This is a genomic window from Natronolimnohabitans sp. A-GB9 (assembly GCF_030848565.1).
Taxonomy (GTDB): Archaea; Halobacteriota; Halobacteria; order Halobacteriales; family Natrialbaceae; genus Natronolimnohabitans.
On sequence record NZ_JAVDDV010000002.1, the window covers coordinates 129,432 to 154,275 of the forward strand.

The 24,844-nt window shown below is 61.9% G+C and carries 20 protein-coding genes and 3 pseudogenes; 10 read left to right on the forward strand and 13 right to left on the reverse strand.

Annotation, left to right across the window (positions count from 1 at the left end; all coding sequences use genetic code 11):
• Positions 1-8: 8 nt before the first annotated feature.
• Entirely contained in the window at positions 9-2,987 is a 2,979-nt protein-coding gene (locus RBH26_RS03065; RefSeq protein WP_306756474.1) for an oligosaccharyl transferase, archaeosortase A system-associated, read from the reverse strand.
• A gap of 236 nt (positions 2,988-3,223) precedes the next feature.
• Here RBH26_RS03065 and RBH26_RS03070 point away from each other — a divergent pair, with 236 nt between their 5' ends.
• Complete coding sequence (locus RBH26_RS03070; protein ID WP_306756475.1) at positions 3,224-4,363, forward strand: glycosyltransferase; 1,140 nt, start codon at positions 3,224-3,226, stop codon at positions 4,361-4,363.
• Between the two features lie 214 nt (positions 4,364-4,577).
• Here the strand turns inward: RBH26_RS03070 and RBH26_RS03075 are convergent, their stop codons facing one another.
• From RBH26_RS03075 to RBH26_RS03085, 3 genes are all read right to left on the reverse strand, one after another.
• A complete protein-coding gene (locus RBH26_RS03075) occupies positions 4,578-5,462 on the reverse strand; it encodes a glycosyltransferase (protein WP_306756476.1) in 885 nt (294 codons plus the stop codon).
• A 152-nt stretch (positions 5,463-5,614) separates the two neighbouring features.
• Positions 5,615-6,424 carry a chromosome partitioning protein ParB gene (locus tag RBH26_RS03080; RefSeq protein WP_306756477.1) on the reverse strand — a complete coding sequence of 270 codons (810 nt, stop codon included), beginning with the start codon at positions 6,422-6,424 and terminating at the stop codon, positions 5,615-5,617.
• A 108-nt stretch (positions 6,425-6,532) separates the two neighbouring features.
• Complete coding sequence (locus tag RBH26_RS03085; protein ID WP_306756478.1) at positions 6,533-7,687, reverse strand: agl cluster protein AglQ; 1,155 nt, start codon at positions 7,685-7,687, stop codon at positions 6,533-6,535.
• A gap of 484 nt (positions 7,688-8,171) precedes the next feature.
• Here RBH26_RS03085 and RBH26_RS03090 point away from each other — a divergent pair, with 484 nt between their 5' ends.
• The 4 genes from RBH26_RS03090 (at position 8,172) to aglF (ending at position 12,454) form a co-directional block, all read left to right on the forward strand.
• The gene (locus RBH26_RS03090; protein ID WP_306756479.1) at positions 8,172-9,239 is read left to right on the forward strand and encodes a glycosyltransferase family 61 protein; all 1,068 of its coding nucleotides are present in this window, start codon (positions 8,172-8,174) and stop codon (positions 9,237-9,239) included.
• Positions 9,240-9,711: 472 nt separating this feature from the next.
• Entirely contained in the window at positions 9,712-10,173 is a 462-nt protein-coding gene (locus RBH26_RS03095) for a hypothetical protein (protein ID WP_306756480.1), read from the forward strand.
• 56 nt (positions 10,174-10,229) lie between these two features.
• Positions 10,230-11,672: an oligosaccharide flippase family protein gene (locus tag RBH26_RS03100; protein ID WP_306756481.1), complete on the forward strand. Its 1,443-nt coding sequence runs from the start codon at positions 10,230-10,232 to the stop codon at positions 11,670-11,672.
• A 50-nt stretch (positions 11,673-11,722) separates the two neighbouring features.
• Complete coding sequence (gene aglF, locus RBH26_RS03105) at positions 11,723-12,454, forward strand: UTP--glucose-1-phosphate uridylyltransferase AglF (RefSeq protein ID WP_306756483.1); 732 nt, start codon at positions 11,723-11,725, stop codon at positions 12,452-12,454.
• A 236-nt stretch (positions 12,455-12,690) separates the two neighbouring features.
• Here aglF and RBH26_RS03110 read toward each other — a convergent pair whose 3' ends face one another.
• The 4 genes from RBH26_RS03110 to RBH26_RS03125 all read right to left on the reverse strand — a co-directional run bounded on the left by RBH26_RS03110 (position 12,691) and on the right by RBH26_RS03125 (position 14,612).
• Positions 12,691-12,825, reverse strand: a complete 135-nt coding sequence (locus tag RBH26_RS03110) for a hypothetical protein (protein ID WP_306756485.1) — start codon at positions 12,823-12,825, stop codon at positions 12,691-12,693.
• A 118-nt stretch (positions 12,826-12,943) separates the two neighbouring features.
• Positions 12,944-13,285: a hypothetical protein gene (locus RBH26_RS03115; RefSeq protein WP_306756486.1), complete on the reverse strand. Its 342-nt coding sequence runs from the start codon at positions 13,283-13,285 to the stop codon at positions 12,944-12,946.
• 243 nt (positions 13,286-13,528) lie between these two features.
• Positions 13,529-13,837 carry a thiamine-binding protein gene (locus tag RBH26_RS03120; RefSeq protein WP_306756487.1) on the reverse strand — a complete coding sequence of 103 codons (309 nt, stop codon included), beginning with the start codon at positions 13,835-13,837 and terminating at the stop codon, positions 13,529-13,531.
• Positions 13,838-14,066: 229 nt separating this feature from the next.
• Positions 14,067-14,612, reverse strand: coding sequence for a CDP-2,3-bis-(O-geranylgeranyl)-sn-glycerol synthase (locus RBH26_RS03125; protein ID WP_306756488.1), 546 nt, complete (start codon positions 14,610-14,612; stop codon positions 14,067-14,069).
• 306 nt (positions 14,613-14,918) lie between these two features.
• On the opposite strand from RBH26_RS03125, the pseudogene RBH26_RS21340 reads away from it, so the two are divergent.
• A pseudogene (locus RBH26_RS21340) lies at positions 14,919-15,063 on the forward strand (ectoine hydrolase DoeA); the annotation flags it as partial.
• Positions 15,064-15,204: 141 nt separating this feature from the next.
• Here RBH26_RS21340 and RBH26_RS03135 read toward each other — a convergent pair.
• Positions 15,205-16,176 carry a D-2-hydroxyacid dehydrogenase gene (locus RBH26_RS03135; protein WP_306756491.1) on the reverse strand — a complete coding sequence of 324 codons (972 nt, stop codon included), beginning with the start codon at positions 16,174-16,176 and terminating at the stop codon, positions 15,205-15,207.
• A gap of 132 nt (positions 16,177-16,308) precedes the next feature.
• On the opposite strand from RBH26_RS03135, the pseudogene RBH26_RS21345 reads away from it, so the two are divergent.
• The 3 genes and pseudogenes from RBH26_RS21345 to RBH26_RS03150 form a co-directional block, all read left to right on the forward strand.
• Positions 16,309-16,809 (forward strand): annotated as a pseudogene (locus RBH26_RS21345) (hypothetical protein); the annotation flags it as partial.
• Positions 16,810-17,033: 224 nt separating this feature from the next.
• Entirely contained in the window at positions 17,034-18,671 is a 1,638-nt protein-coding gene (locus RBH26_RS03145; RefSeq protein WP_306756492.1) for a BCCT family transporter, read from the forward strand.
• A 117-nt stretch (positions 18,672-18,788) separates the two neighbouring features.
• Entirely contained in the window at positions 18,789-19,028 is a 240-nt protein-coding gene (locus RBH26_RS03150) for a succinylglutamate desuccinylase/aspartoacylase family protein (protein WP_306756493.1), read from the forward strand.
• Positions 19,029-19,941: 913 nt separating this feature from the next.
• Here RBH26_RS03150 and RBH26_RS03155 read toward each other — a convergent pair.
• Positions 19,942-20,589: a hypothetical protein gene (locus tag RBH26_RS03155; protein ID WP_306756494.1), complete on the reverse strand. Its 648-nt coding sequence runs from the start codon at positions 20,587-20,589 to the stop codon at positions 19,942-19,944.
• An 85-nt stretch (positions 20,590-20,674) separates the two neighbouring features.
• Entirely contained in the window at positions 20,675-21,955 is a 1,281-nt protein-coding gene (locus tag RBH26_RS03160) for an amidohydrolase (RefSeq protein ID WP_306756495.1), read from the reverse strand.
• 240 nt (positions 21,956-22,195) lie between these two features.
• Between RBH26_RS03160 and RBH26_RS03165 the strand changes: the two genes are divergently transcribed.
• Complete coding sequence (locus tag RBH26_RS03165; RefSeq protein WP_306756497.1) at positions 22,196-23,371, forward strand: MFS transporter; 1,176 nt, start codon at positions 22,196-22,198, stop codon at positions 23,369-23,371.
• A gap of 75 nt (positions 23,372-23,446) precedes the next feature.
• On the opposite strand, the pseudogene RBH26_RS03170 reads toward RBH26_RS03165, so the two are convergent.
• Positions 23,447-23,539: pseudogene (locus RBH26_RS03170) on the reverse strand (Rid family hydrolase); the annotation flags it as partial.
• 40 nt (positions 23,540-23,579) lie between these two features.
• On the reverse strand, positions 23,580-24,815 hold the full coding sequence (locus tag RBH26_RS03175; protein ID WP_306756499.1) for a lactate racemase domain-containing protein: 1,236 nt from the start codon (positions 24,813-24,815) through the stop codon (positions 23,580-23,582).
• Positions 24,816-24,844 lie beyond the last annotated feature (29 nt).

The following is a 24,844-nucleotide window of genomic DNA, read 5'->3' on the forward strand; positions in this document are numbered from 1 at the left end:
ACGGGTCGCTACTCGGCGGCGCCTTCCGTCTCGGTCTCCATCGTCTCGTTGTCGACGATATCGTTCTCGTCCGTCTCGTTGTCGACGATCTCGTCGTCCTCGGGCAGTTCGTCTTCGGGCAGTTCGTCCTCGTCGGCGTCAGGGTCCTCGAGTTCGACCTGCTCGAAGTCTTCGACGGTGATCTGGCCACCCTGGACGACGTCTTCCTCGGCGACTTCGGTCTGGGCCAGGTACCCGTCTTCGCCGAACTCGCCGACGGAGACGTTGTACTCTCCGGTGGCCTCGACGGCGCTGTCAGTGTAGCCGTCGTCGACGCCGAGTTCGTCGTCGGTCGCGTACGGGACGGTCACCTCGAAGCTGCCGTCGCCGTCGAGTTCGGCCTCCTGGGTGTAGGTGAACGTCCGTTCGGCATTGGTCTCGAGTTCGACGTCGACGGTGACCGTTGCGTCGTCCTCGAGGAGGGCGTCGTCGTCCTCGACCTCGCCGGTGAGCGTCGCGCCGTCGACGCGTTCGTAGGTCTTCACGGCGGCGTTGACCTGCGCGTCGAGGACTTCGGTTGTCGGGCTCTGTTCGAACTCCATGAATCGTTCTTGGCTCATCCGCTGGGTCACGATGGCCGGATCGCCTTCGTCAGGCGAGACGAGCTGACCGTCGTCGTCGAGGTGGAGCACGTCACCGTCCGTATAGCCCGCTTGCTGGGCCTGTTCGAACTCCTCGGATTCGGGCGGGAAGAGCCCGTCCATGTACATCTGTGCGTGCGTCACCAGCAGCTGCTGCGGTACGTCCGCGGTCTCGTGGACGAGTCGGTACTGTTCCATCCCCTCCGCGTCGTCACTGTACAGCTGAGACAGCATCGTGTCGTGATACGGCGCCTCCTCGAAGTCCGCGCGGAGTTCAGCGGCGTCGATGTGCTGATCGGGGTCGTGATCCGGCGGCGTCACGTAGTGGCCGTAGTCCGGACCGGACCACTCCGTGATCGCGGGGAACTTCCCGCCGGCCATCGCGTGGTCGATCATCACGTACCGCAGCTCCTCGTGGGTGGCCTCGGCGGCCATCGCCTCGAGTTCCTCGTCGGTGGCGTCTTCCGGCGACTCGCCTGCGGCGATCGCATCGAGGATCAGTTCACCGCGCTGTTCGGATTCGGCAGTCAGAAACGCCGAGGAGGAGTGGGCGTTTTGCTGGAACGGGTTCGAGTGGGGGATCCGCTCGGCCTGTGTCGTTATCAGGTGGCCGTAGTCCCACCACGACATCACCCCATAGGCCCCTTCGGGGTAGTCGTAGTTCTCGTCCTCGGGTAAGTCGTAGCTGCCGAAGTACTCGAGTCGCTCGGCGTTGTCGTATTCGCCCCAGTTACCCGGTTCGGGGGTGTTCTCGGCGAGCCAGTGGTTGGACTCCTCCCAGACCATGGCTTCCGAGTGGGGGCCGACGTTCTCGCCGCGATCCCAGGCCGTCTCGTCGGCGGCCATCGGCGGGAGCAGCGGCGCGAACAGCAACATAACGACGAGCACGAGAGCGATGATCTGATAGGTCTCGACCTGTCGCAGCGAGTCGACGCCGCCCCGAATGTCGAGATCGAAGAGTCGGACGACGTCAGCGACGAAGACGGCGTTGACGACCGCGACTGCGAGCACGAGATAGTACGCGAATCGGATCTGTGTCGCGGCCATACTGATCAGAAACAGCGACCAGACGACGATCAGGGTGTGCTCGGCGCGGAACTCACGGCCACGCAGCGGCCGCGTGACGAGGAGTGCCAGACCCGCGAGCATCGTGTAGAAGGCCGCGCCGAACTCGCCGTAGACGTGTTCGGTAAAGTTGTCCGGCGGTTGGGCCTCCGAGATCGTCTGTGCCCCAGTCCCTGGGTCGAGGGGCAGCAGTCGACTCGTGAGGTTGCCGATCAGTGTGCTGTAGAGATCGGGCAATGCAGCCCACATAACCGCGAAGACCGCGACGATGATCCCGACGATAGCCACCGGATAGTACCGTCGATCGATGCTTCGATCGTCCCACTGCCGGGCGAGCCAGGCCATAAAGAGCGCACCGAGCGCGACCAGGGCAGCCGCAGTTGGCTGGAGGAGGCCAAAGCTCGTCTCACTGCTGATCGTCACGCGCTCGAGCATGACGAGCATGAAGACGGTCGGAACCGCCATACTGACGGCACCGACGAACGCAACGTGGTCTGGAGAACGACCACGAACGTAGTCGAGGCAAAGCTGAATAGCGAAAAAGATCGCGAAGATACCGATAAGAACGACACCGGGCGGCCACACCCAAAGATACAGGCTCAACGCCCCACCAGCGAGAAGGCTGAAGATAGCGGGTGTCCGGAGTGCGTCCCAATCCTTGTCGACGAGGAGTTCGTAGACCGGCTTCTCGCGTTCGGCCACGCGCAAGGCGACCATCATCGCCAGGATCGAGATTGCCATAAACAGGACCTCAGCGACGTGGTGTTGGATCTGACCTGCAGTGGTACGATAGAGGAACGTCCCTGGTGCGAACGCGAGAAGCAGCACCGAGACGAGACCTCCGATCGTCCCGCCTAGCCGACGCCCGATATAGAAGACCGGAATCGCGACCAGTGCCGCCATCACGGGAACGGTCAACAGCGCGACGGTATAGAGCGTACTCGTCGAAGGGTCACCGAGACCGACGATCATCGCGATCGTCACGATGATCTGGTCGAAGAGGGTTCCAAACTGGCCGACGTAGTTCCCTGTCGGGAATCCGGTCCAGATCTCGTATGGCATCGTATACGGATAGTTCTCTGCGGTCCATTCGACCGTTCGCCAGTGATACCACGAGTCGACGCCACCAAGCGCCGGCGTCCCGTCTTCAGTGACGAACCGATCGTATGCCTGGATTCGTATCCAGAACATAAACAGCATCGCAACCCCGATTACCGGGAGGTGATACCAGTCAGCAAACGACCCCAGGAAGGACGATGAAGTATCAGTCCCCTCCTCGAGGCGTTCAGTGTCCGTACTCATTAGGTTGCACCAGACACAAGTAGAGAATAAGCCTTGTCATCTACAGGCCATGTCTTGATATCCACGGTCAAAACGGCCGTTTCGACGTGAATGTCTGTCATGCGGACCGGTATCCGTCGATGCGGACAGCGCTCTCCCCCAGCAGTGGGGTCGAGGAACCGAACCGACGGCCCGCTTTCCAGGTGACGTCGCCAATTCGGCAAGGTTTATGCACGACGGGCCGTACGAGCGCTACGATGCTGCTGCTCTGGATTGGCGGTGTATTTCTCGTCGCTGCAGGGATTCCGTACGTGCTCTATTTGTTGGGGCAGCGATGTCTCACTCTGAGCGGCTCTCCCGCCGAAAAGTCCACGGTCGATGAACCGGTCAGCGTCGTCCTTCCAACGTACAACGAAGCACGGATCGTCGAGGAGACACTCGAGCGACTCTGTTCGCTCTCGTATCCGACCGAGGCGATGGAGATCGTCGTCGTCGACTCGAGCGACGACAGGACAGCAGCGATCGTTCGGTCGTTTTTCGCCGATCGAGACACACCGGAGCTAACGCTGATCGAGGAGGACGATCGGGGTGGTGTCGCTCGAGCCGTGAATCGGGGCATCGAAGCCGCCACACACGAGATCGTCTTTCGGACCGACTGTGACTCGCGGCTCCACGAGGACGCGATTGCACACGCCGTATCGAATCTCGCCGACCCATCGATCGGTGGCGTGACTGGCCAACAGACCGAGGTCCTCGGCGATAGCGAGGTCGAAGCCTCGTATCGTGATCTCCAATCACGGAATCAGGCACTCGAGTCCCATCTCGACTCGACGTTTATCGTCCATGGACCGTGCTTTGCGTTTCAGAAATCGTACTTCGAACCGATCGCAGCCGACTCCCTCGCCGACGACACCGAAATCGCCGTTGCAATTCGAAAGCGGGGAAAGCGCGTGGTTATGGATCCGGCGATGCAGTTCACGGAAGTCGGTGTCTCCGGGCTCCGGGAGCGACGGCAACGAAAGGACCGGCGTGCGATGGGACTCCTGCAGTTGCTCGAGCGAAACCGCGACGTTCTCGGTCGGTACGGCCTGTACGGAGCCGTCGTCGTGCCGTTTAATTGGTGGTTCCTCGCGATTTCGCCGTGGCTGTCGATCGGCGGTGCCGTACTCGTTTTCTTCGGTCTCTTGACGACGGTCCCTCCCCTTGGAATCGGTGCACTTGCGGCGTTTGTAGGCTTCGTGTTGCTTGGACAACGTGATCTGTTGGGACCGCTTCAGGCACCCTACGCGGTGTTCGACGCCCACCTCTCGCTGGTGATCGCTCGAATTCGGCTGTGGCGGGATGGATCCGACGGCACCTGGTCGGTCGACGCCGCGTCGAGAGAACTGCTTCGCTGATACGGTCCCAGTTACGGATCGCTGTACCGATTTCCCGTGCAACCGCCGCCGGGTCGCGGTTGCGCCGGTACCGACGTCCAGTAGTCCGTAAGTATCGATCTCCGACGACTCCACAGCCCGGTCGTGACGCTGCGGACTCCGACACAGTCATCCGACCTCCTGTCGTCGTCCCACGGGGTCGGCGGTCTGTGGGACATGACGACAGGAGACCGTATCAGTTGTTACTAGAGAGGCGTTCGTCGACCCACTCTCGGCCGAGTCGTATACACTCACGGTAGTATCCGATCCCACGGGCGGCAGTCATCGTGAGCGAAATTGCGTTGTACAGGCCCCGATTCATCGAAGCATCGTACTGGTCGCGGCGAATACCGCTTGGACGGGGCGGAATTCCGGGACGACCGTACCGGTCTGGATAGTACCGCTGGAGTTGGCAGTGTCCGCGGCCGATCCGAACGTTTCGATCGAACAGCGATCGAAACGAGTCCCGTGTCGGATGAACGACTGTGGCTTCTTTCGCGTACGCGAGATCGTATCCGGCGTCGTATACTCGATTGCCGAACTCGAGGTCGCCACCGGAGACGAGTCGGTCGTCGAACCGGCCGACGTCCTCGAGCAGCGTCCGGGTAACGAAGAGACACGACGTGGGGGCATACCGGTGTCGTCGCAGGAAGCCTTCGATCGGAAACCCCGAGACGTAGTTGTACCGAGCAGTCGGTGATGGATCGTCCGGAAGCTGGAGTTCGACCGCCGGCGCGAGATAGTGGGCTTCGAGGTCGTCCATCCGTGCGAGCGCGTTCTCGAGCCAGTCATCGGTGACCCGCTGGTCGGCGTCGAGAAAACAGAGTCGATCGCAACTGGCATGTTCGATACCGGTGTTACGGGCGGCGTACGACGACTGGACGTCGCGTTCGAAGACGAGGGAGACGTGTTCATTTGCGTCGGCGTAACTCCCTGCTACGTCGGGTGTTTCGTCGCTCGAGTCGTTATCGACGACGACGATCTCTGCAGTTTCCGTATGAGAGAGCAGGGACTCGAGGGTCGTGGTGATTCCCTCGGGATCGTTGTAGACGGGGATGACGATCGAGACGTCCGGACGCATCAGTACTCTTGTGGACGGAAATGAGTGAGAAAAAGTCGTCGACCTCCGCACGTGGCTTCACTCGAGACACCGGTCGCGAATTCGCGGCCGTCACCGTCAGCGACGGCCGTAGTCGGGCGACCGAGCGGTGAATCGTGCTGTCCAACAGTGTATTACAGAACAGCTTCGAGATCCGGATGGGGGAAGTGATCCGTTATTCTGTCGTCGAGTTGCCGGGGGTTCGTCGCCGCTCGCACCGCTTCCCGGATCGCTTCCCACCGCTCGTGTCTCGCGATTACGTGGACTGGAATCTGCTCGAGTTCCAAGACGTGGGCGATTGCCAGGCGATGGTTTCCGTCGACGAACAGCGGTTCCCCATCGCGGCCGATCGCGACTGCAACCTCCTCCATCGAGCGGTCGAACGTTCGACTGAGAACGATCTCCCGAAGGGGTTTCCCGTGGCGTTGTGCCTGTGATTTGAACCCCTCTTCGCTGAGGGTTTCGTACAGTTCGTCGACGTGTTCGGTCCGTTGCTCGACGTCTGCAGCCGTCAGCGAGCCGTTCCAGTACGACTCCCCGCGTTCGACTCGAGCTATCGCCTCACGATAAACATCAGTTTCTTGCCACGGCGTTCCGTTCTCGAAGTGATCGATCACGCTGCGGTACTTGATCAGTTCGTCGAGCGGACGTGCCGCTTGGTCCCAGTCACCGTCGCGGACTGCGCCGAGATCGTCCCATCGATCGATCCGGTCAACGACGTGATGAGTGATCCGATCTGGGGGAAGTTCGATAACGGTGAACGGATCGGTTACCTGACAGTTTCGACGGCACGTTTTGCGGTACAGATACCGAAGGTACCACCAGTATCCCTGGTAGTTCAAATCGAGTACACGAAGTCCTGCTCTGACCGTGGGTAGAATGCCGTCTCGCCTGAGGATCGTACAGCCCTCCCGAAGCAGCTCAGGAACCGATTTCGAGCTCAATATCGACTGCTATCGTGTATGCAGTATAAAATCGTTCGATAACGTGATCAGTGTCCTGTGATCGGAGTTCCGGCGACCGACCCAAACACGACGAACTGATCGGGATCCCTAGTCGATCGATTCCGGGAGCCGAACGTTTGGGAGTCGTGTGGCCTCGTACAGCCTGGCCGTCAGCGTCTCGGGGTCGGGTGTGTCACGCGACAGCATCTTCGTCTCCGAATCGTAGTGGTATGTCAGTTGTCGCCGGAGCCACTCCCGCTGACTGTCCCGGTCGGCATCACCGAAGACGTCCACCACGTACGCCATTTCGATCCCCGAACAGTTGTACGGATACCCGTACGGGTTCCCGTCTAGACGCGCCGGAAACTCCTCGCCAGTGGCAAACGAAAGTGCCTGATCGAAAACTGACGTCTTCCAGACGTCGTGTGACGGATAGCACTCGTTCAAGATGGCAAACGCGTACAGGTTAAACGAGTGGTAGCCGATCGCACGCTCGTGCCAGACGTCGTGTCCGTCGCCTTCCTCGCTCCGACCGAAAATGGACCGTAGCTGTCCAGCAACCATCTTGTGAGCAGTTCCTCGACGGAGCCCATCGACGAACACGGTCGCGTATTTCGGAACGTCGAACTCCGGTTTCAGGAGATGTCGAATCACGCCGGAGTCGTACACGTTCATATTCGCGTCGATTTCGTCTAAAAATCGGGTCACCTGTGCATCGATCGCTGGATCCACACCGGGTTGCTCCGCCAGCAACGCACCAGCAGCTGCAAACCACAACTGGTGATTGAACGTCATATCGAACCCGATCACGGAGCCGTCGATATCGACGATCTTCCACGCTGCCAGTCGTTCGTCGAACGGATGGCTCAGAAACACGGACTCCGCGACCTCGAGCGCGTCGTCGTGCTCGAGTCCGTCCGCCGCACCGACGAGCGCCTCTATGGTCCATGCCTGACCGATCAGCCCGTTACACCGATCCTGAGAGCCGTCGAGTCGATGATAGAACGTCGCCCCATGAGGGCGACGGTCGCTCGAGAGGAGATACTCGGTCGCTCGTTTCGCAGCCGACCGGTATCGATCGTCACCCGTGGTTTCGTGAACTTTCAGAAACGTCAGCAACCAGTGGCCTGTGTTCCGAACGGGTGTTTCCGGATCGTTCCATGGACCGTTGTTTCCGGCCGGCAGCGAGCCGTCCGCGGACATCCGTCCGATAGCCTCGTCGGCACACGCAACCAGAAGGTCGTACAGATGGGCCGTCGACATCGACGGTTGACGTAGTGAACCCCACGTCCGTATAGCTTCTCCTCGGCTGGTCCGGAATGATACGGCCGGACAGCACGACTCGACGAACGGTCGCGGTACTGGGGCCACCCCTTGGGGACGGCCGCGAACTCGCGACTGACGGCTCACTGACTGCTGTCCGGCAGTAGACGAACTGTATCGAGCCGGAGCACTCGACGCGGACTCGTCGAGCGAACGGTGAGGTCGCTGCGATCAGTTCAACGAGTTCATATCCGTGTGTCGTGAAAGCGACCACTACCGACGCGTGATCGATTCGCTTTCCCTACTGCTTCGTGCCCGCCGAAAGTATGCGTCCGATGGCACCGCAGCAGTTCTCTCCGAAGCCCTGACGACCGTTCTCGAGAGCGAAGCTAGTCGATCAGTCATCCGAAACGCAATTCTCGATCACGCGATAGTCCTCGAACAATCGCAGCTTCGCGAGCGGGCACACAGATACTGGTCGTGTGTGCCTCCAGACTCGTCGAATCCGTTCGGAACGGAAGCGTCGATCCCGCCGAAGACTCGGCTGCCAAACAGCGGCTCGTTCGACGGACTAGAGCAGACGTGTCCACCGTCACCGTTCGTCGCCGAACTCGAGGACGTGACCGTACTGGGTCCCGCCGGAATCGGCGTCACCGATCAGTCGGAACTACTCAAGGATACGATCGCACCCAGAAGCGACTCCGACAGTCGGATCGAGAAAGTTCTCGCTCGAAGCGTTCGCCACAACGGATTCCGAACGACCAGAGACGCCGTTCGCTCGCCATCCGACCGCGCCGATCGACACGTTCGGACCGCAGCCTCGCTGATCCCAGTGTGGAACAACTACTACCATTGGACACTCGAGTGTCTGCCGAAACTGCTCGGGATCGAGACATATCACGAACGAACCGGCGAACTCCCGACGCTTCTCCTCCCACCCGATCTGTCGTCGTGGATGCGCGAGTCTCTCGAGCTCGTCGGCGATGTGGATCTCGTCTCGAGACCGCTCCGATCGGGCACGACCCGCGTCGACCGGTTCGTCGTTCCGTCGTATCCGACACCGTCGCGGACGGGGTGTTTCTGGCTTCGGGATCGAGCGCATCGAGCGGCCGGGGTGGAAACCGAGACGATCGAGGAGCTCCCCTCGCGGATCTACGTGAGCAGACACAACGCAAACATCCGTCGCGTGCGCAACGCTGGGGCGGTACACGACGTCCTCGAGGAGTTCGACATCGAGCCGTACGCGCTCGAGGAGCTCCCTGTCGCGACACAGGTACGGCTGTTTGCAAACGCCGATCTCGTCGTCTCTCCCCACGGGGCCGGGCTGGCAAACCTCGTGTACGGAACCGATCCAACCGTCCTCGAGCTGTTTGGCGGCAAGCAGAAAACGACGTTCTATCGGCTCTCGAAGCTGATGGGCTTTGAGTACCACGCACTGTTTTGCGATCATACCTGCGAAGACCTGCTTGTCGACCCCGATCGCCTCCGAACCGTCATTGGCGATATCATTGCCGGTGATCGAACCCCTATACTGCCGGCCAGCAGTCAGTGAGCCGTCGGTGCATCGTGCTGTCCGACAGTATCGTCGTGGTTCGGTAGCGTATCGGGATACCCATATATTTCGAACGTGACCGATAGAACGATCGTTCACTCGTATGAGAAACGAGGATATCTCTGGTGTGAGTGAGGCGATGGCTCAGTCATTGACGATGTTTCGGCAGGAAGGAGTGGACCGAGTAGTTTTGTACGGCGTTCGCTATCTGAGTTGGAAATTGCGAATACACAACCGTGTGAGCGCACTCCCACGCCCGGCAGCGACCGCAATCTACTGGCTGTCGAGAACGGCGGTGAGTGGACTCCTCTACGTCCTTGGATCAGTTTACTCGGATAAATACACTGATGCAGATCCATACAAGCGAATCTGGGTCGATCCAGCGACAATCGAGTATACTACCGGAGAGATATTCTCGAAGCGACGAGGGTGGAGCGTCGACGGAAATTGGGACGAGCGCGGCCGTCCGTTCATGCACCGAACGTATCCAAAGGCGATCGAGCAACACTTCGTCGACGGACTCGAGTGGGACGAAACCGTCCTCGCAGAGAAATACGATGGCCCGGCACTCGAGGAACGTGGCGCCGAGATCGATCGGCTGTATCACCGGATCCGTACGGAGGGTTATAAGTCACAGCGACAGCTCCTCGAGGATGCACCCGACGCCGCCTGGAGCGGACTCAACGATGCGATGCATCCATTGGCGAACGAGATTGCCGTCGACATCGGTCGGAACGGCGAACTCCTGTGGAATATGTGCGGCCAGCACCGACTCGCGATCGCAAAAGTCCTCGAGATCGACCGGATACCCGTACAGGTGTTCCGGCGGCACAAGGATTGGCAGGCCCTCCGAGATCGGGCACGCCGAGGGGGCGAAATACCCGAGTCCGTACGCGACCACCCGGATTTAGCAGACGTTCTCGAGGACGAATAACCCGCTGCGAGTGGTAATACCCTTAACTCGCCGGTTCAGATACCGACTCACGACGAATGCGCCTCGGCCAAACCTCCGTCATCTATCTCGTCTCGAAACTCGTTGCCTCTCTACTCGGTTTTCTCGCGACGATCTACTTTACGCGGACACTCGGCGAAGAGATCTACGGCTTCTACGCACTGACTCTCGCATTGGTCTCCTGGCTCGGGATCGTCAAAAGCGTCGGTTTCGGGCAGGCGATTGTCAAGCGAATGAGTGAAGACGAAGAGCCCGACGCGTATCTCGCTGCTGGGGCGACGATCAAAGCCGTCCTCACTGGTCTCGTCGCGGTGGGGATCGTGCTCTTTCGGGAACAGGTAAACGGGTACGTCGGACAGCCGGTCGCCGAGTTCGTCGTCCTCCTATTGGTCGTCTCGATTTTCAGTGAGTTAGTCAACGTTGCACTCAAAGGCAGTCACCGGGTTCACGTCTACGCGCCGCTGAGCACGCTGAAAGAGGGGGCACGCAGCGTCGCGATGATTGCACTCGTAGTCCTTGGCTGGGAACTCTCCGGAATGCTCGTCGGCCACGCGATCGGAACGGCGGTAATCGCCGTGATCGGGCTCTGGATCGTCCGGCCGACGATCGCAATCCCGCGGTGGCGACACGTTACCCGACTGTTCGACTTCGCGAAGTTCGCCTGGCTCGGTAATATGAGAAAGAAGACGTTCAGCGATATGGACATTATCGTGCTCGGAGTGTTCGTCCCAGCGGGGCTGACCGGAATCTATGCGGTCGCGTACACGCTCGCAAAGTTCCTCGATATTTTCGGAAGTGCGATACAGACGACACTGTTTCCGGAGCTGAGCAAACGATCCGTTTCGGGAGATACGGACATGATCCGGACGCTCACCAACGACGCACTGACATATGCTGGCCTCTTTCTGATTCCGGGTATTGCCGGCGCAGCGATCCTCGGCGATCGACTGATGCGCATCTACGGCGAGGGATTCGAGATCGGAGCAGAGATACTCACAATCTTGCTGGTCGGGATCCTCGCATACACCTACAACAAACAGCTACTCAACACTCTCAACGCGCTCGATCGACCCGACCTCGCGTTCCGAGCGAACGCCGCCTTCATCGTCGCAAACCTCGTTCTCAACGTCGCTCTCGTGTACAGTATCGGCTGGTTGGGGGCAGCGATTGCGACGGCAAGTTCGGCTGCGGTCGGTCTCGGATTCGGCTACTACTACGCTCGACAACACGTCCAGTTCCGGATCCCGACTGGTGAAATCGCGCGGCAATGTCTCGCTGCGCTCGTCATGGCAGGAACTGTTTACGGGACGCGAACGATTGCCGAACCCCACTGGATCGCCGACTACAACGAACTCTTCGTCGTCCTCCTCGTCACCCTCGGTGCCGGCGTCTACTTCAGTACGCTGTTGGTGATCTCGAGTCGGTTCCGGACGACGGTGACGAACAACCTGCCGTTTGACGTCCCGTTCGTGCCGAACTGACTGGTATGCCTTCCCAAAGTATATGCCAGCACACCGAAACCGTTACAGACATGCAAGCAGTCGTGCTGGCCGCCGGCAAGGGCACCCGCCTCGAGCCCCTCACCGACGATAAACCGAAGGCGCTCGTCGAAGTCGACGACACGCCGCTCATCGAGGACGTCTTCGACAATCTTCTCGAGATCGGCGTCACCGAACTGATCGTCGTCGTCGGCCACATGAAAGAGCAGATCATCGAACGCTACGGCGACGCCTACGAAGACGTGCCGATCACCTACGCCCACCAGCGCGAGCAGTTGGGACTCGCCCACGCGATCCTCCAGGCCGAACCCTACGTCGAGGACGATTTCGTCGTGATGCTTGGCGACAACGTCTTCCGGGCGAACCTCGCGGACGTCATCAATCGCCAACACGAAGACCGGGCCGACGCCGCGTTCCTCGTCGAGGAAGTCCCCTACGAGGAGGCGTCCCGCTACGGCGTCCTCGACACCAACGAGTACGGCGAGATCGTCGAGGTCGTCGAGAAACCCGAGGATCCGCCGTCGAATCTCGTGATGACCGGGTTCTACACCTTCACCCCCGCGATCTTTCACGCCTGTCATCTCGTCCAGCCCAGCGATCGCGGCGAGTACGAACTTCCGGACGCGATCGACTTGCTGATCCAGTCGGGGCGGACCATCGACGCGATCCGGATGGACGGCTGGCGCATCGACGTCGGCTATCCAGAGGATCGCGAGCGGGCCGAAGAGCGCCTGGCTGAATCTAGAACGATCGACTCGTCGTGATCAGCAGTCAGTGACACGGACCACCGTTCGTCTCAGTTTCAGCAACCATCGTCCGCAGGACGCGTCCCACCGCTGCAGTCGATTCGAGAGCCATCGTACCGTACCGTACCGAAGACGCCTCTCACCGACATCCAACGCCCGCCGAGCGACAGCGATCGGCCCGGGCCTACGGCCCGATAAGCGATATCGACGGGTTGGGCCGTCGCCCGGTCGATCCACAGTCCAGCCAGGGTTCGCTACGGGTGAAGCGAGTAGTCGAAGTACTCGAGCAGTGCGCTGACGAGTTCGAAGTAGCCGAGGACGCCGAGCGCTACGACCACCAGCGCCAGGATAAACGGTGGCAGCGAGCGGATGTCGATGTACATCGTCATGTGGTAACGATACACGCAGACATATACGTAGACGTCAGACATCAGTTGCTGAGACACACCGAAGGGATCGCAGTCGCAGTCACGACGGCCGCGTGTGTCGTACTCCTGTCCCGTCGAGCTATCTCGTCGTTTCGTCCAGTGCCAGCCGACTGTAGAGGTCGATCACGTTGAGGACGACGATCGTAAGCGGGAACGCCACGTCCGCGAAAGTGACGGTCTCGAGTCGAAGTGCCGTAACGAGGATCGGCTCGATGAGCGGTCCGGCAAAGAGTAGCGTCCCGGGGCTGAGAAACACGATCGCGACGCCACAGAGTGTACCCCAGCTCAGTCCCCGCTTCCACTGGCGGACACAGAGGTGTCCGGCGCCAGGGCAGACGACAGCCAGCAGATACGCCGACCACGTCAGTACGCGCGACCCGAACTCGCGCGGTCGACGCGTCGTGACACGTATCGCCGACACGGGTCATCGCCTCCGGCGGCGTCTCGAGCAATCGTCGTCACGGTCTCTCCCGGATCTGGAGCGTGTACCCATAACAGTCGCGTCCACGGTTTCGGTCAAAAATCTCAGTCAGACGATCGTCCGACGGCCGACAGACATCCGGTCGGAAGAACCGAAACCGTGCATACGGCCTGGTAGAAGTCAGTACCGGCACAACCGCAGCTGGGTCGCGGTTGCGTCGGCACATCGCTCCAGGGATTCGTCTCAGTCGCCGCTTGGGTCACGCCCGAGAACGCTGGCGACGGATTCGACGCGCTCCGTGGCGTCTTGCTCGCGGCTCTCGTAGTCGTCGACCTCGAGCGAGGTGATGACGCGATCGGTGTCGACCGCGTCGTGGGCTGCCTGGACAGCTTCGAACACTTCGTCGGCCGACTCGGCTTCGATGACCGTGTCCGTCGCGGTGAGTTCGTAGGAGATGTCGTACTCGTCGATCGCGTCGATAGCCTGTGCAATGTCGTCCGAGAGGCTCCCGTCGTGAACGGGAATAACCTCGAATCTGGCAATTACTGTCATATGATCTCGCGGACTCGACAGCGGCCGACGGTAACGCCCACTGTTGAAGATCGCTACCAGAACGATTGGCATAGAACTTCGGGGACGGAATCGGCGCCGTGTCGCCGGTGAGTTCGAGTACCGCCACGAGAATTACCGAGCGATCGATACTTCCAGGCAGCAGTCAGTAACCCGTCGGTGAATCGTGCTGTCCGACAGTATGAGAAACGGTCGGCGTCCGAACCGCGTCCTACCAGGGTTCGTTCTTCAGGCCGAGCTTGTAGGCGATCACGTTCGTCGTGACGTGAAGCACCGGCGTGAGGATCACGACGACGGCGATGACGCCCCACGTGAAGACCTTGAAGAACCAGTCGGGCGCAAGCAGTGCGGTCAGCGGCAGGGAGACGACGACGAAGTCGAGCTGGTCGACGCCGGGGAACATCGCGCCACGTTGGCGACCGGTTCGGCGTTTCAAAAACGAGGCGAGGATGTCGCCGAGCATCGCCCCTGCGGCCAGTCCCAGCGCTGCCAGCGGCGCGAATTCGGGGACATCGATCCCGATCGCGTTGCTGACGTCGGCCGCGACGAGGTTCAGAATTCCTGCGAGCGCGAGTCCGGCGACGATCCCGGCGGCGGTGCCACGCCAGGTTTTCCCATCGCCCAGTAGCCGGCTGTCACCCCACGTCCGCCCGCCGTCGATCGGTTGGCCACCGCCGGCCAACACCGCAGCGTTGTTCGGCACGTAAGCGGGCAACATCGCCCAGAACGCGATCACGATAGTCTCGAGTATTGCCATGTCCGCGGCAACGAACCGGGGTGTCTTAACCGCCGGTGGTTCGGACCGAGCGAGCCGACGCTCTACGTACCATCCCCCTATCGATCGGCCGCCAGGGTCGGCCACCGCGAGTCGAGTGACGCTGTGACACATCCAGATCCGCCTCGAGAGTCGTGCTCCGCCACGCAGATGTGTAAACAGTATCTGTAACTTCCACACACGAGAAATTTCTAGTATTTCTGATCGGTCCCTCTCGCAGGGCTTGCTATCATGGCACGAGATATTTTCGACGACGCGGAATACGAACGCCGGGTCGCCCGGACGAAAGAGCGGTTGCGCGAGGCCGCCCGTATCTCCGAGAACGCGATGCAAGCGGGACTCGAGCGATCGAGGACGGCGTGCCCGGAACGAGGCCGCCGCGGCGATCTACGACGTCTCGATCACGGGCACCGAGGACTACGGCGGCGACTACAGTTACGCAACCCTCATACGGACTGCTGTAACGATGTACCACCGATCGCCAGGACGGGGTCGGCGATCGGCGGTAATTGACGACAGGAGACCGTATCACTCGTCATCACAAACGAGTCGGATCGCGTCCGGGCGGCCGATTTCAGTTCGACTCCGGAACGTACACCGCGTTCTCGAGTTCGCCGCCGTCCTCGAGGACGGCAACGTTGTGGGCGACGATGTCGGCCAGCCGATCCCAGTGTTTCGGCGTGTGGCCGCCCGTGTGGGGCGTGATCAGACAGTTCTCGAGGTCCCACAGTTCGTGGTCGTTTGGCAGCGGCTCGGGATCGGTGACGTCGAGGGCGGCGCCCCGGATACCGTTGAACTGTAAGGCGGCGACGAGCGCGTCGGTGTCGATGATTCCACCACGGGCGGCGTTGACGACCACCGCATTCGGCGGGAGCGTCGCCAGCGCATCCTCGTCGACGAGGTGACGTGTCAGGTCGTTCAGTGGACAGGCGAGGACGACGTAGTCGCTTCGGGCGAACGCCTCGTGGACGTCTTCCTCCTCGAAGCCGAGTACCTCGTCGGTCGGGCCGCCCTTCGAAGGGGTATACCGGATGCCGATCGTCTCGACACCGAACCCGTCGAGGCGCGTGACGATCTCCTGGCCGATCGAGCCGAGGCCGACGACCGTGACCGTGCTGTCTGTAAACTCCCGTGGCTGGAAGTGGCGCCACTCGCTGTTTTGCTTGCGTCGCCACCCCTCGTGGAGGTTGCGCGCGAAGACGAGCATGTTCGCGATCGACTGCTCGGCGATACCGGGCGCGTGGATACCGCCGGCGTTCGTGACCGTGACGCCGTGGTCGGCCAGCGCGTCCATCGGCACGTGGTCGGTGCCGGCGAAGGTACACGCAAACAGCTCGAGTCGGTCGGCAGACTCGAGCAACGTCTCCTCGATCGTGATCCCCGTCACGACCCGTGCCTGGGAAACGAGCTCGCGCTCTTCGGCCGGTGTCCGCGCGAGCGCGACGGTGTGGTCCGGCAGTCGGTCGCGTAAGGTTTCGGCGTACGATTCCATCGATAGTCCTTCCGTCCCCTCGCGGAGGACGACGACGTCTGGGTTCGTGCTCATATGGTGTCTCCCGCGTCGCAATCGGCACCGTGCCATGCGACGCGTCGATATCCGACGATTGTCATCGGCTCTCTTATCCCTTTGTGTATCTCCCGTAAACACTGATTGTGTATAACTAAGTTACTGCAGTGCGTCAGCGAGTCGCCTCGAGCCGACAGTGATCCCACGCACCGGGCGCTCGTCGGCGACGTCGCCAGCGGAGTCGAGGGCATCGATCGCGTCGTGCCGTCCACGGAGTTCGGTGCGAGCGAGGACGCGACCTTCCTGATGGAACGCGTCCAGCGTGAGGGCGGGCTGGCGACGTATCTGATCGTCGGCACCGACCACCCAACCAGTCACCACACGCCGACGTTCGACGTCGACGAGGACGCCCTCGAGCGCTACGCCGAGGCGCGACTGGCCGTTGCAGGCTGGCCGACATCCGTCGGCGAGATCGTCGAAACCGAGGGCGCCGAACTGGACGTCCTCGAACGCGCGCGTCGAACGGCCACCGACGACCCGAACCGGGTTCCCGTCACCGTCGACCTCGAGGGCAGCGGCCCCGACCACCTCGCGGCCGTCCTCGAGACGCTGGACGGACTCGAGGGGGTTTCGGTCCGTGAGTGTTTGCTCGATACGTCTTCGCTCGATTGACATCCTCCGCTGCGTGAACGCGACGGAATCCTGAGCGTTGGAATGTTATCGTTTGGAAACTGTTCGTGCAAGCCCAGTACACTTGTCCGCACTCGGTGTACGCTCACAGACATGACTCGAGACTCCGCCCTTCGTCCGGTCACGGTCGGTGGTGATCGCCCAGAGACGGCGGTAGCCAGCCGTTCTCGGTTACGTTCGACGACCGGTATCGATCGCACGATCCGATGACTGATACAGATCGCCAGGGCGGCGACGAGGGGTTTTTTGCGGAACTCGATCCCGTCGTCTTTGGCGTCGGCTTCGCGATTGCCGTCGCTGCCGTGATCGCGTTCGTCGTCAGGCCGACGACGACGGGGTATATGGACACCGCGAACGACGTCATCTGGACCGGGTTCGGATGGTGGTATCTGATCGTGATGTTCTTTCTCGTCGCGTTCGTTGTCTTCCTGATCTTCGGCCCCTGGGGGAACATCAAACTCGGCGAGGAAGACGAACAACCGGAGTTCGCCTTTCTCTCCTACTTCGCGATGTTGTATTCAGCGGGAATCGCCGCCGGGATCGTCTTCTGGGGACCGGCAGAGGCGGTGTCACATTACGACGACGTGTCGCCGTTCATCGGTGCGGAGTCGCAGTCTCCCGAGGCCGCCGTCGGTGCAATTCAGTACACGTTCTTCCACTGGGGCGTCTCCGCGTGGACGGCGTACGTCGTCGTCGCCTTACCGATCGCCTACTGTGCGTATCGATACGACGCGCCGATGCGAATTTCGACGGTGCTCGCGCCGTGGATCGGCATCGACAATCTCGATACTCCCGTCGCGAAAGCCGTCGACATCCTCGCCGTGTTCGCGACGATCGGCGGGGTCGCGACGACCCTCGGACTGGTCGGGAGCCAGTTTCTGGTCGGCCTCGAGTGGACCATGGGCATCTCGGTCGGTGACCTGGGGACGGTCCTCGTCATCACCGGCATGACCGTCGCGTTCACGGCGTCGGTCGCACTCGGGGTCCAGAAGGGAATTCGCCGGATATCGTACGTCAACCTGTCACTGTTCGGCCTGCTGACGGTCGTGACCTTCCTGCTCGGACCGACGAGTTTCATCACAGCGATCGGAACCGAAGCGCTCGGCACCTACATCAGCCAGTTCATCCCGATGAGTTTCTATACTGGAACCGCCGAGACCGGGACCGGTGGTGTCTCCGGGTGGGTCGGGGAGTGGACGATCTTCTACTGGGCGTGGTGGTTCTCCTGGACACCGTTTGTCGGGTTGTTCATCGCACGGATCTCACGCGGGCGAACCGTCCGTCAGGTCGCTGCGACGGGTGTTCTCGCGTCGACCGGCATTACGATCCCGTGGTTCGCGACGATGGGCGGAACGGCGATCTACCTGCAGGGCGACGGCCAGGCCGACGTGCTCTCAGCGATCCAGACGTACGACGAAGCGGGTGCAGGGTACCCGCTCTTCGAGGCGCTCCCGCTCGGTTGGCTGTTGACGGCGCTGTTTCTCCTGCTCGTCCTTCTCTTTCTGATCACGTCTGCGGATTCGTCCACGCTCGCACTCGGCATGCTCACGACGGGCGGCGCACAGCGCCCCTCGACGGTCAACCGGGTTATCTGGGGCTTTCTCATCGGTGCGCTCGCCTCGTTGCTCATCGTTACGGGCGGTGTCGAAGCCCTGCAAGCAGCAGCGATCATCACCGGCGGTCCGTTTTCCCTCATTACGGTGATCGCCGTCGCTTCGATGGCGCTCGCGTTCGGGACCCAACGGTCGCTGTTCCTGCGAGAGGAAGACGAAGTCGACGTGCCCAGTTCCAGCGCGGTCGCCTCGAGTGACTCCGATCCCGATTCGAAAACCGATGACGACTGATCGTCGACTGCTCGTGTCACCTGGCCGGACGATCCGTGCCGGGATATGCCAGCAAACGAGCCATCCCCGTGTCGGGATAGTATCCCAAGAACATAGACGAAATTCGGTCCGCCCGATGTGACCGTTCGGGGACCAGGAGAGCCCGAGGAGGTGGTCGTTGCCGGCGTTCATGGCGACGAGCGAAGCGGTATCCGTGCGGTGAACCGTCTGCGCGAGGCCGACCTCGACCTGCAACGAGGCGTTGTGTTCGTCCTCGCCAACCCAACGGCGATCGAGAAGAACGGATCGCAGCCCGACTCTGCGAGTTCGTCGAGGACGCTTTCGGGACTGCTGCGGAACCGACCCCGTTCGCGTTGATACACAGTGGTCGGGACTGCAGGAGCGTGAGTTTCGATTGGCCTCGCAACTACCCGTGCCGCGCATCGTCAATCACTACGGGATAAACTGTTCTTTTTGTATTCGTTATACACAGGTTGTGTTTATGGATTCGAATCAGTCGTAGCGCCCTCAACAGTATCTATTACTGGACATTCAGGGAGATTTCTCCAACTTCTCTCGTGGACTCCAGTTACTTCCGAGTGATTCCACCGAGAGTTAGATAACGATATCAGTAAATGTGGACTGTACTGTGTGATCTCGAGTCCGGTCGAGCCGTTTCACGTACTGTTTTCGGAGTGGTCGACGACGAACTTACGCTGACGATCATCCCGCATGCGGTGATCCCCATTAGGAGTTGGAGCGGATCGGTTACAACGGCCCACAAAACGACGACGTCGAGAGCCATCGGTATCAGCTTCGTAGCTCCGAAGAACCCTGTCATCAAGACGAACGACACGATCGCCCCACCCCCAGCCAGTATCCGCCACCAGCCGAACGGAACCCAGAACGCTATCACCGCGAGCGCAGCACAGAAAAAGAAGGTTGCCGCGATCATCTCGAGAAACAATCCGAGAAGCGGCAGATCGGACGACATCGTGAGCTGGCCCAACAGTCCACTGTCGCCATCACTCCACGGCCAGACCCACCGCAAGAGGCCACCGAACTCTCGTTGGGCTTCGCTATCCAGTGGAACGAGATACGACGCCGCGAAGTGGGCCTGTAGTATACTGTCGGACAGCAGTCACTGAAGAGAATTCGCCGGACGGAAGCGGCAAATGCTCACAATAGTTCTGTCCGACAGTATATCAGAAGTGCTGAAAACAGCCAGTTCGCTATCGACATAATGCCCGTACACCATCCTGCGATAAAATCCTGCCTGCGCTCGAGTCGGTCAGTTCGTCAGCTCCTCGAGTTTGCGGTCGCGTGCCTGGGCGCTTTCGGTGACGCGTTCGGAGAACTCGTCGACGCGGTCTTTGATTTCCTCGCGGGTCGCCTCGGGGGAGAATCCGTCGGACATCGTCAACAGCCGGACGAACGCGCGGAGCTCTTCGTCGGTGAGCTGGGCGAACTCCTCGTTTTCCAGTTTCTCGATGACGTCGTCGACGTCGATTTGGCCGACCGGCTCGACGTTGAACTCGACGTTGACCATCCGGTAGTTCGAGCCGGCCAGTTGCTGTTCGGCCTTGCCGACACCCTCAGAGAGCATGTCCTTAAACGGCGTGTGATACCCCCTCGTCCCCAGATGCAAGAAGGCGAGCATGTCCGTGATCCCCTGGGTGTAGGCGTCGCGTTCCTCGTCGTCGGGATCGAACACCGTCTCCCGGTCGCGTTCCTCCATGTACTCGAAGAGGATACTGAAATCAAGAATCGCGTTTCGCACCCGACGTCGGATCCGGTTTCGCTTCTGTTTTTTCGAGTGATCCGTGTAGTCGGTCTTCCGACCGAGCAGGAAGTCGCGATCGGAGGGCGTAAGAATTCCGCGCGGCCGATCCGAATCGGCCGCCGTCTGCAGCGACTCCGGCACGTCGTCCTGGCTCATACGTGACACACAGTGGGGCCGCGAATTAACGTTTCTGTTCTTTCAGAGATGACTACGTATTGACACAATATCCTCGAGAGGGACGTCAGACCGGCCGGCGGGAGAGTTCGACCGCCGTCTCGGCCAGCACCGAGACGCCGATCTCGAGGGAGTCCTCGTCGATGTCGAACGTCGGCGTGTGGTGGTTCGTCGGGTGATCGGTCCCAACGAGGAGATACGACGCGAGACCGCCACCGTCTTGGACACGTTGCATCAGGTAGGTGACGTCCTCGCTGACGCCGAACTCGGTCGTCGGCACGACGCGATCGACGCCGTCTACGTCGCGAGCGACGTCGCCGACGAGATCCCGGAGCGCGGGATGGCTGTCCGCCCGGGGCGACTCGCTGATGACCCGCGGCGTGACGTCGCAGTCGTGCATCTCCGCGGCGGCATAACAGACGCGCTCGAGTTCGGTCCGCATGTACTCCATCAGGCCGGTCGTCTCGCCGCGGACTTCCGCTTCCATGGTGATCTCCTCGGCGATGACGTTGCTCGCGGTACCGCCCTCGATGTACCCGACGTTGACGCGGGTCATCCCGTCGCTGTGGCGGGGGATCGCGTACGCGTTCTGGATCGCCGTTGCCGCGGCCTGCATCGCGTTCCCACCCTCGTTGGGCGCTTTCCCCGCGTGGGCGCTTGCTCCTTCGAAGGTCGCCGTCAGGTGTGCCATCGCCAGGGGTTTCTCGACGCCGGCGACGATCTCGCCGGTCGAGTGGTCGAGGCCGACGTGGACCGCCAACAGGTAATCGACGTCCTCGAGGTAGCCACCCTCGGCCATCGCCTTCCCGCCGCCGGAAATCTCCTCGGCGGGCTGGAAGAAGACCTTCAGCGTCCCCGAGAACGCACTCGCTTTGACCGCCTCGATCGTGCCGAGTGCCATCGCGATGTGGGCGTCGTGGCCACAGGCGTGCATGTAGCCGTCGTGTTCCGAGCGAAAGCCCTCCGCGGCCGGCTGGTGGTCGTCGGCCGGCGACTCCTCCATCGAGATTCCATCGAGGTCGACGCGCAGTCCCACGGTCGGTCCCGCTCCCTGCTCGAGGACGGCGACGGCGCCGGTGTTGCCGCCGGTCATCCGCTCGAGGACGTCCTCACGGACGCCGGCCTCACGGGCCCGCTCGAGCCAGGGTTCGACCGCCTCGTCGTCGGGGACGGCCATCCGTTCGTCCGCTGCCAGCGCCTCGCGACCGACGGCGATCTCGTCGACGCCGATGCGCTCGAGTTCGTCGACGACGCGGGCCGTCGTCCGGAACTCCCGCCACCCAGGTTCGGGATGGCGATGAAACGCCCGTCGGAGATCACGTACGCTGTTTCGCACGTTATAGGACATTCTTGCCGCTTTTAGGCGCGGGAACTACTTAATCGTGGTTAATAATCGTCTCAGAGCGCTTCGCTGCCGGACGGATCGGGTTCACTCGTCGACTGCGACGGTATAGGGAGGTCCCTGATATCGAACCCCGAACCGGTCACGTCCCACTCTTTTCGGGACTGTAACAGGTAGATCTATCCGCCGAATCGGGCAGGCTAAATATCGCCGTCCGTTTTCATCGGGACGAGTTGGTTCCCGTCGATGCGCTGGCGATATCGAGAGACCGTCCTCGCGCTGTGTACGCTCGCCTTTCTGGTTACGATGATGGGGCGACTGGCTATCAGCCCCGTTATCCCCGAGATCGTCGAGACGTTTGCCGTCTCGAACGCGGTCGTCGGGCTCTCGCTGACCGGGATGTGGCTGGCGTACGGTCTCTCCCAGTATCCAAGCGGTGTCCTCGCGGATCGGTACGGGGAGCGATCGATCATCCTCGTCGCCGTCGGTGGGTCGGCGCTGGCTGCCCTAGCCGTTTCGATCACGCCCGCGTTCGCGTTGTTTTTCCTCGCGACGATCCTGCTTGGCGCGGTCGCGGGGTTACACTACAGTGTCGCGACGACGCTGCTTGCACGCACCTACGACGGCAACGTCGGCGCCGCCATCGGCGTTCACAACTCCGGTGCGACGGTCGCTGGTCTGGTCACGCCGGTCGCCGTCGCGTGGCTTGCGATCCATTTTGGGTGGCGAGTCGCCGTCGCCGCGGTCGCAGTGGTAGGGATCCCCGCGACGGTGCTTTTCGCCTGGAAGGTTCGCCCGACCGAACCCCGCCGTCCCGAGACGCCACTCCGGGATCGGTTCCAGGTCAGCGTCGTCCGTGATCTCCTCTCGCGGCCGGCGGTCGCGTTCACGCTCGTGATCGCTATCATCGGCGAGTTCGCCTGGCAGGGGACGGCGTCGTTCTTGCCGACCTTTCTCATCGAACACCACGAGGCGTCGACGACCCTGGCAGGGACGCTCTTCTCAGTGTACTTCGTCGTCCAGGGTGTCGCCCAGGTCGGCGTCGGAGCCGTCTCCGACCGGTTCGGTCGCGACCGTGCCCTCGCCGGCTGTATGTTCGCTGGCGTCGTCGGATTCGGACTGCTCGTGACGGCGTCGGGACTTCCAGCGATCGTCGTCAGTGTCGCGTTCGTCGGGGTCGCCATGAGTTTCGGTTCGGCGCTCATGCCCCGGTTCCTGAATGCGTTCTCCGACGAAGAACAAAACGCCGGCTTCGGCCTCGTCCGGACCGTCTACATGATCGTCGCCTCGCTTGGCTCCGTCGTCGTCGGACTGCTCGCGGACCTGTTCGGCTGGGCGGTCGCCTTCGGTTTTCTCGGCGCCGCCCTCGCCGCGGTCGCGATCGCGATCGTGATCAATGGGGCACTCGAGCTCGGATACTGACGGCGTTCAACAGTACGAGAACGGAAAACGGGGTCTCGAACCCGGTATGGCGCCGGACCCTCGAGACGACTCGAGCTACGCGAGTTCGGCGATCGCGTCCATCTCGACGCGGACGTCCTCCGGGAGCTGCGAGACCTCGACGCAGACCCGAGCCGGGGGCTCGTCGCCGACAGCGGGAAGCCAACACCACCGAGGGCCTTCGCGGAGGTCACGTGTCGGGATCGACGAGCAACGTGTTCAACGCGTCCGGGACCACGAGCACCTCGCTGCCGGACTCGAGTGCGTCGGCTACGTCGGCTTCGGCGTGCATGAGACAGTCCTCGACGACCGTGGGCGCCTCGCTGTTCGTGATATAGAGGTCGTGCTCCCGGAGGACGCGGGCGACGACGAACGCCCGCTGGGCGCCGGGCTCGTACCCCTCGCGCATCGCTCGATAGAGGGTTTCAGCGTCGTTCGCCCCGCTCAGTCGGCGATAGAATCGTTGCTCGCCGGTGCCGTCGCCGACGCCTTCCGGCAGCGCGGCGGGAACGACGAGTCGGCCACCCTCTCGGAGCGGATTTCGATCCCCGAGGGCGACGTAGGTCGCCCCGCGGGTCGCCTGGTAGAGGTTCGCGTCCTTGGGCGCGCCGACGCCACAGACCACGGCGTCGAACTCGCGATCGATCGGGACCGAGAGGGCGTCTCGAGCGATGGCAGCGAGTTCGCGGACGACACGCCGGCCGTCCCCTGCGCGAACACCGAGGACGCCCGCAGGGCCGTGGGTGAGGTTGACCGAGAAGTCCAGGCCGGCGAGGTCGCCGGCCGCGTCGAGCGTCTCGCGGAACGGGTTCCCCTCGACGCGGCCCAGTCGGACACCTTCGCGGGCGAGCATCTCTGGGCCGTGCGTGTATCGGATGAGCGACTCGCCCCCGGCGCCGATGACGACGGTCTTCGCGCCGCCGCTGAAGCCCGCATACTGGTGGGGCTCGACGACACCCGTCGAGAGCACCGTGTCGGCGTCGGCGACCGGTTCGCCGATCTCGACGGGGACCTCGCCGTCGGCTACCGTCCCCACCACCACGACCGATTCGGGATCGTGATTCGCCGCCAGATCAGCATGCGGACCGAGCATCGCCTCGATCTCGTCGTCGGTCATCGGTCGATGGAGACCGAGCCCGATCACGACCGTCACCTGCTCGCGCTCGATTCCACACGCCGCGAGGCGCTCGAGCAAGACGTCAAGCAGGATATCGTCGGGCGCCTTGCGAGTCACGTCGGTGACGACGATCGTGACGTCGTCGTCGGGGTCGACTCGGGTCGAAAGCGGCGCTCCGAGCGGGTCCTCGAGCGCCCGCTGGGCGGCCTCGCGAACGTCGACCGGTTCGCCGCCCGGCGGGTCGGCGACCGTCGTCGGACAGTCCGGCACGGCGGGATCGATCGTTCCGGCTCCGAGTGGTATTTCCATGCTGTCGGCTCACACGGATGGCTGTAAGT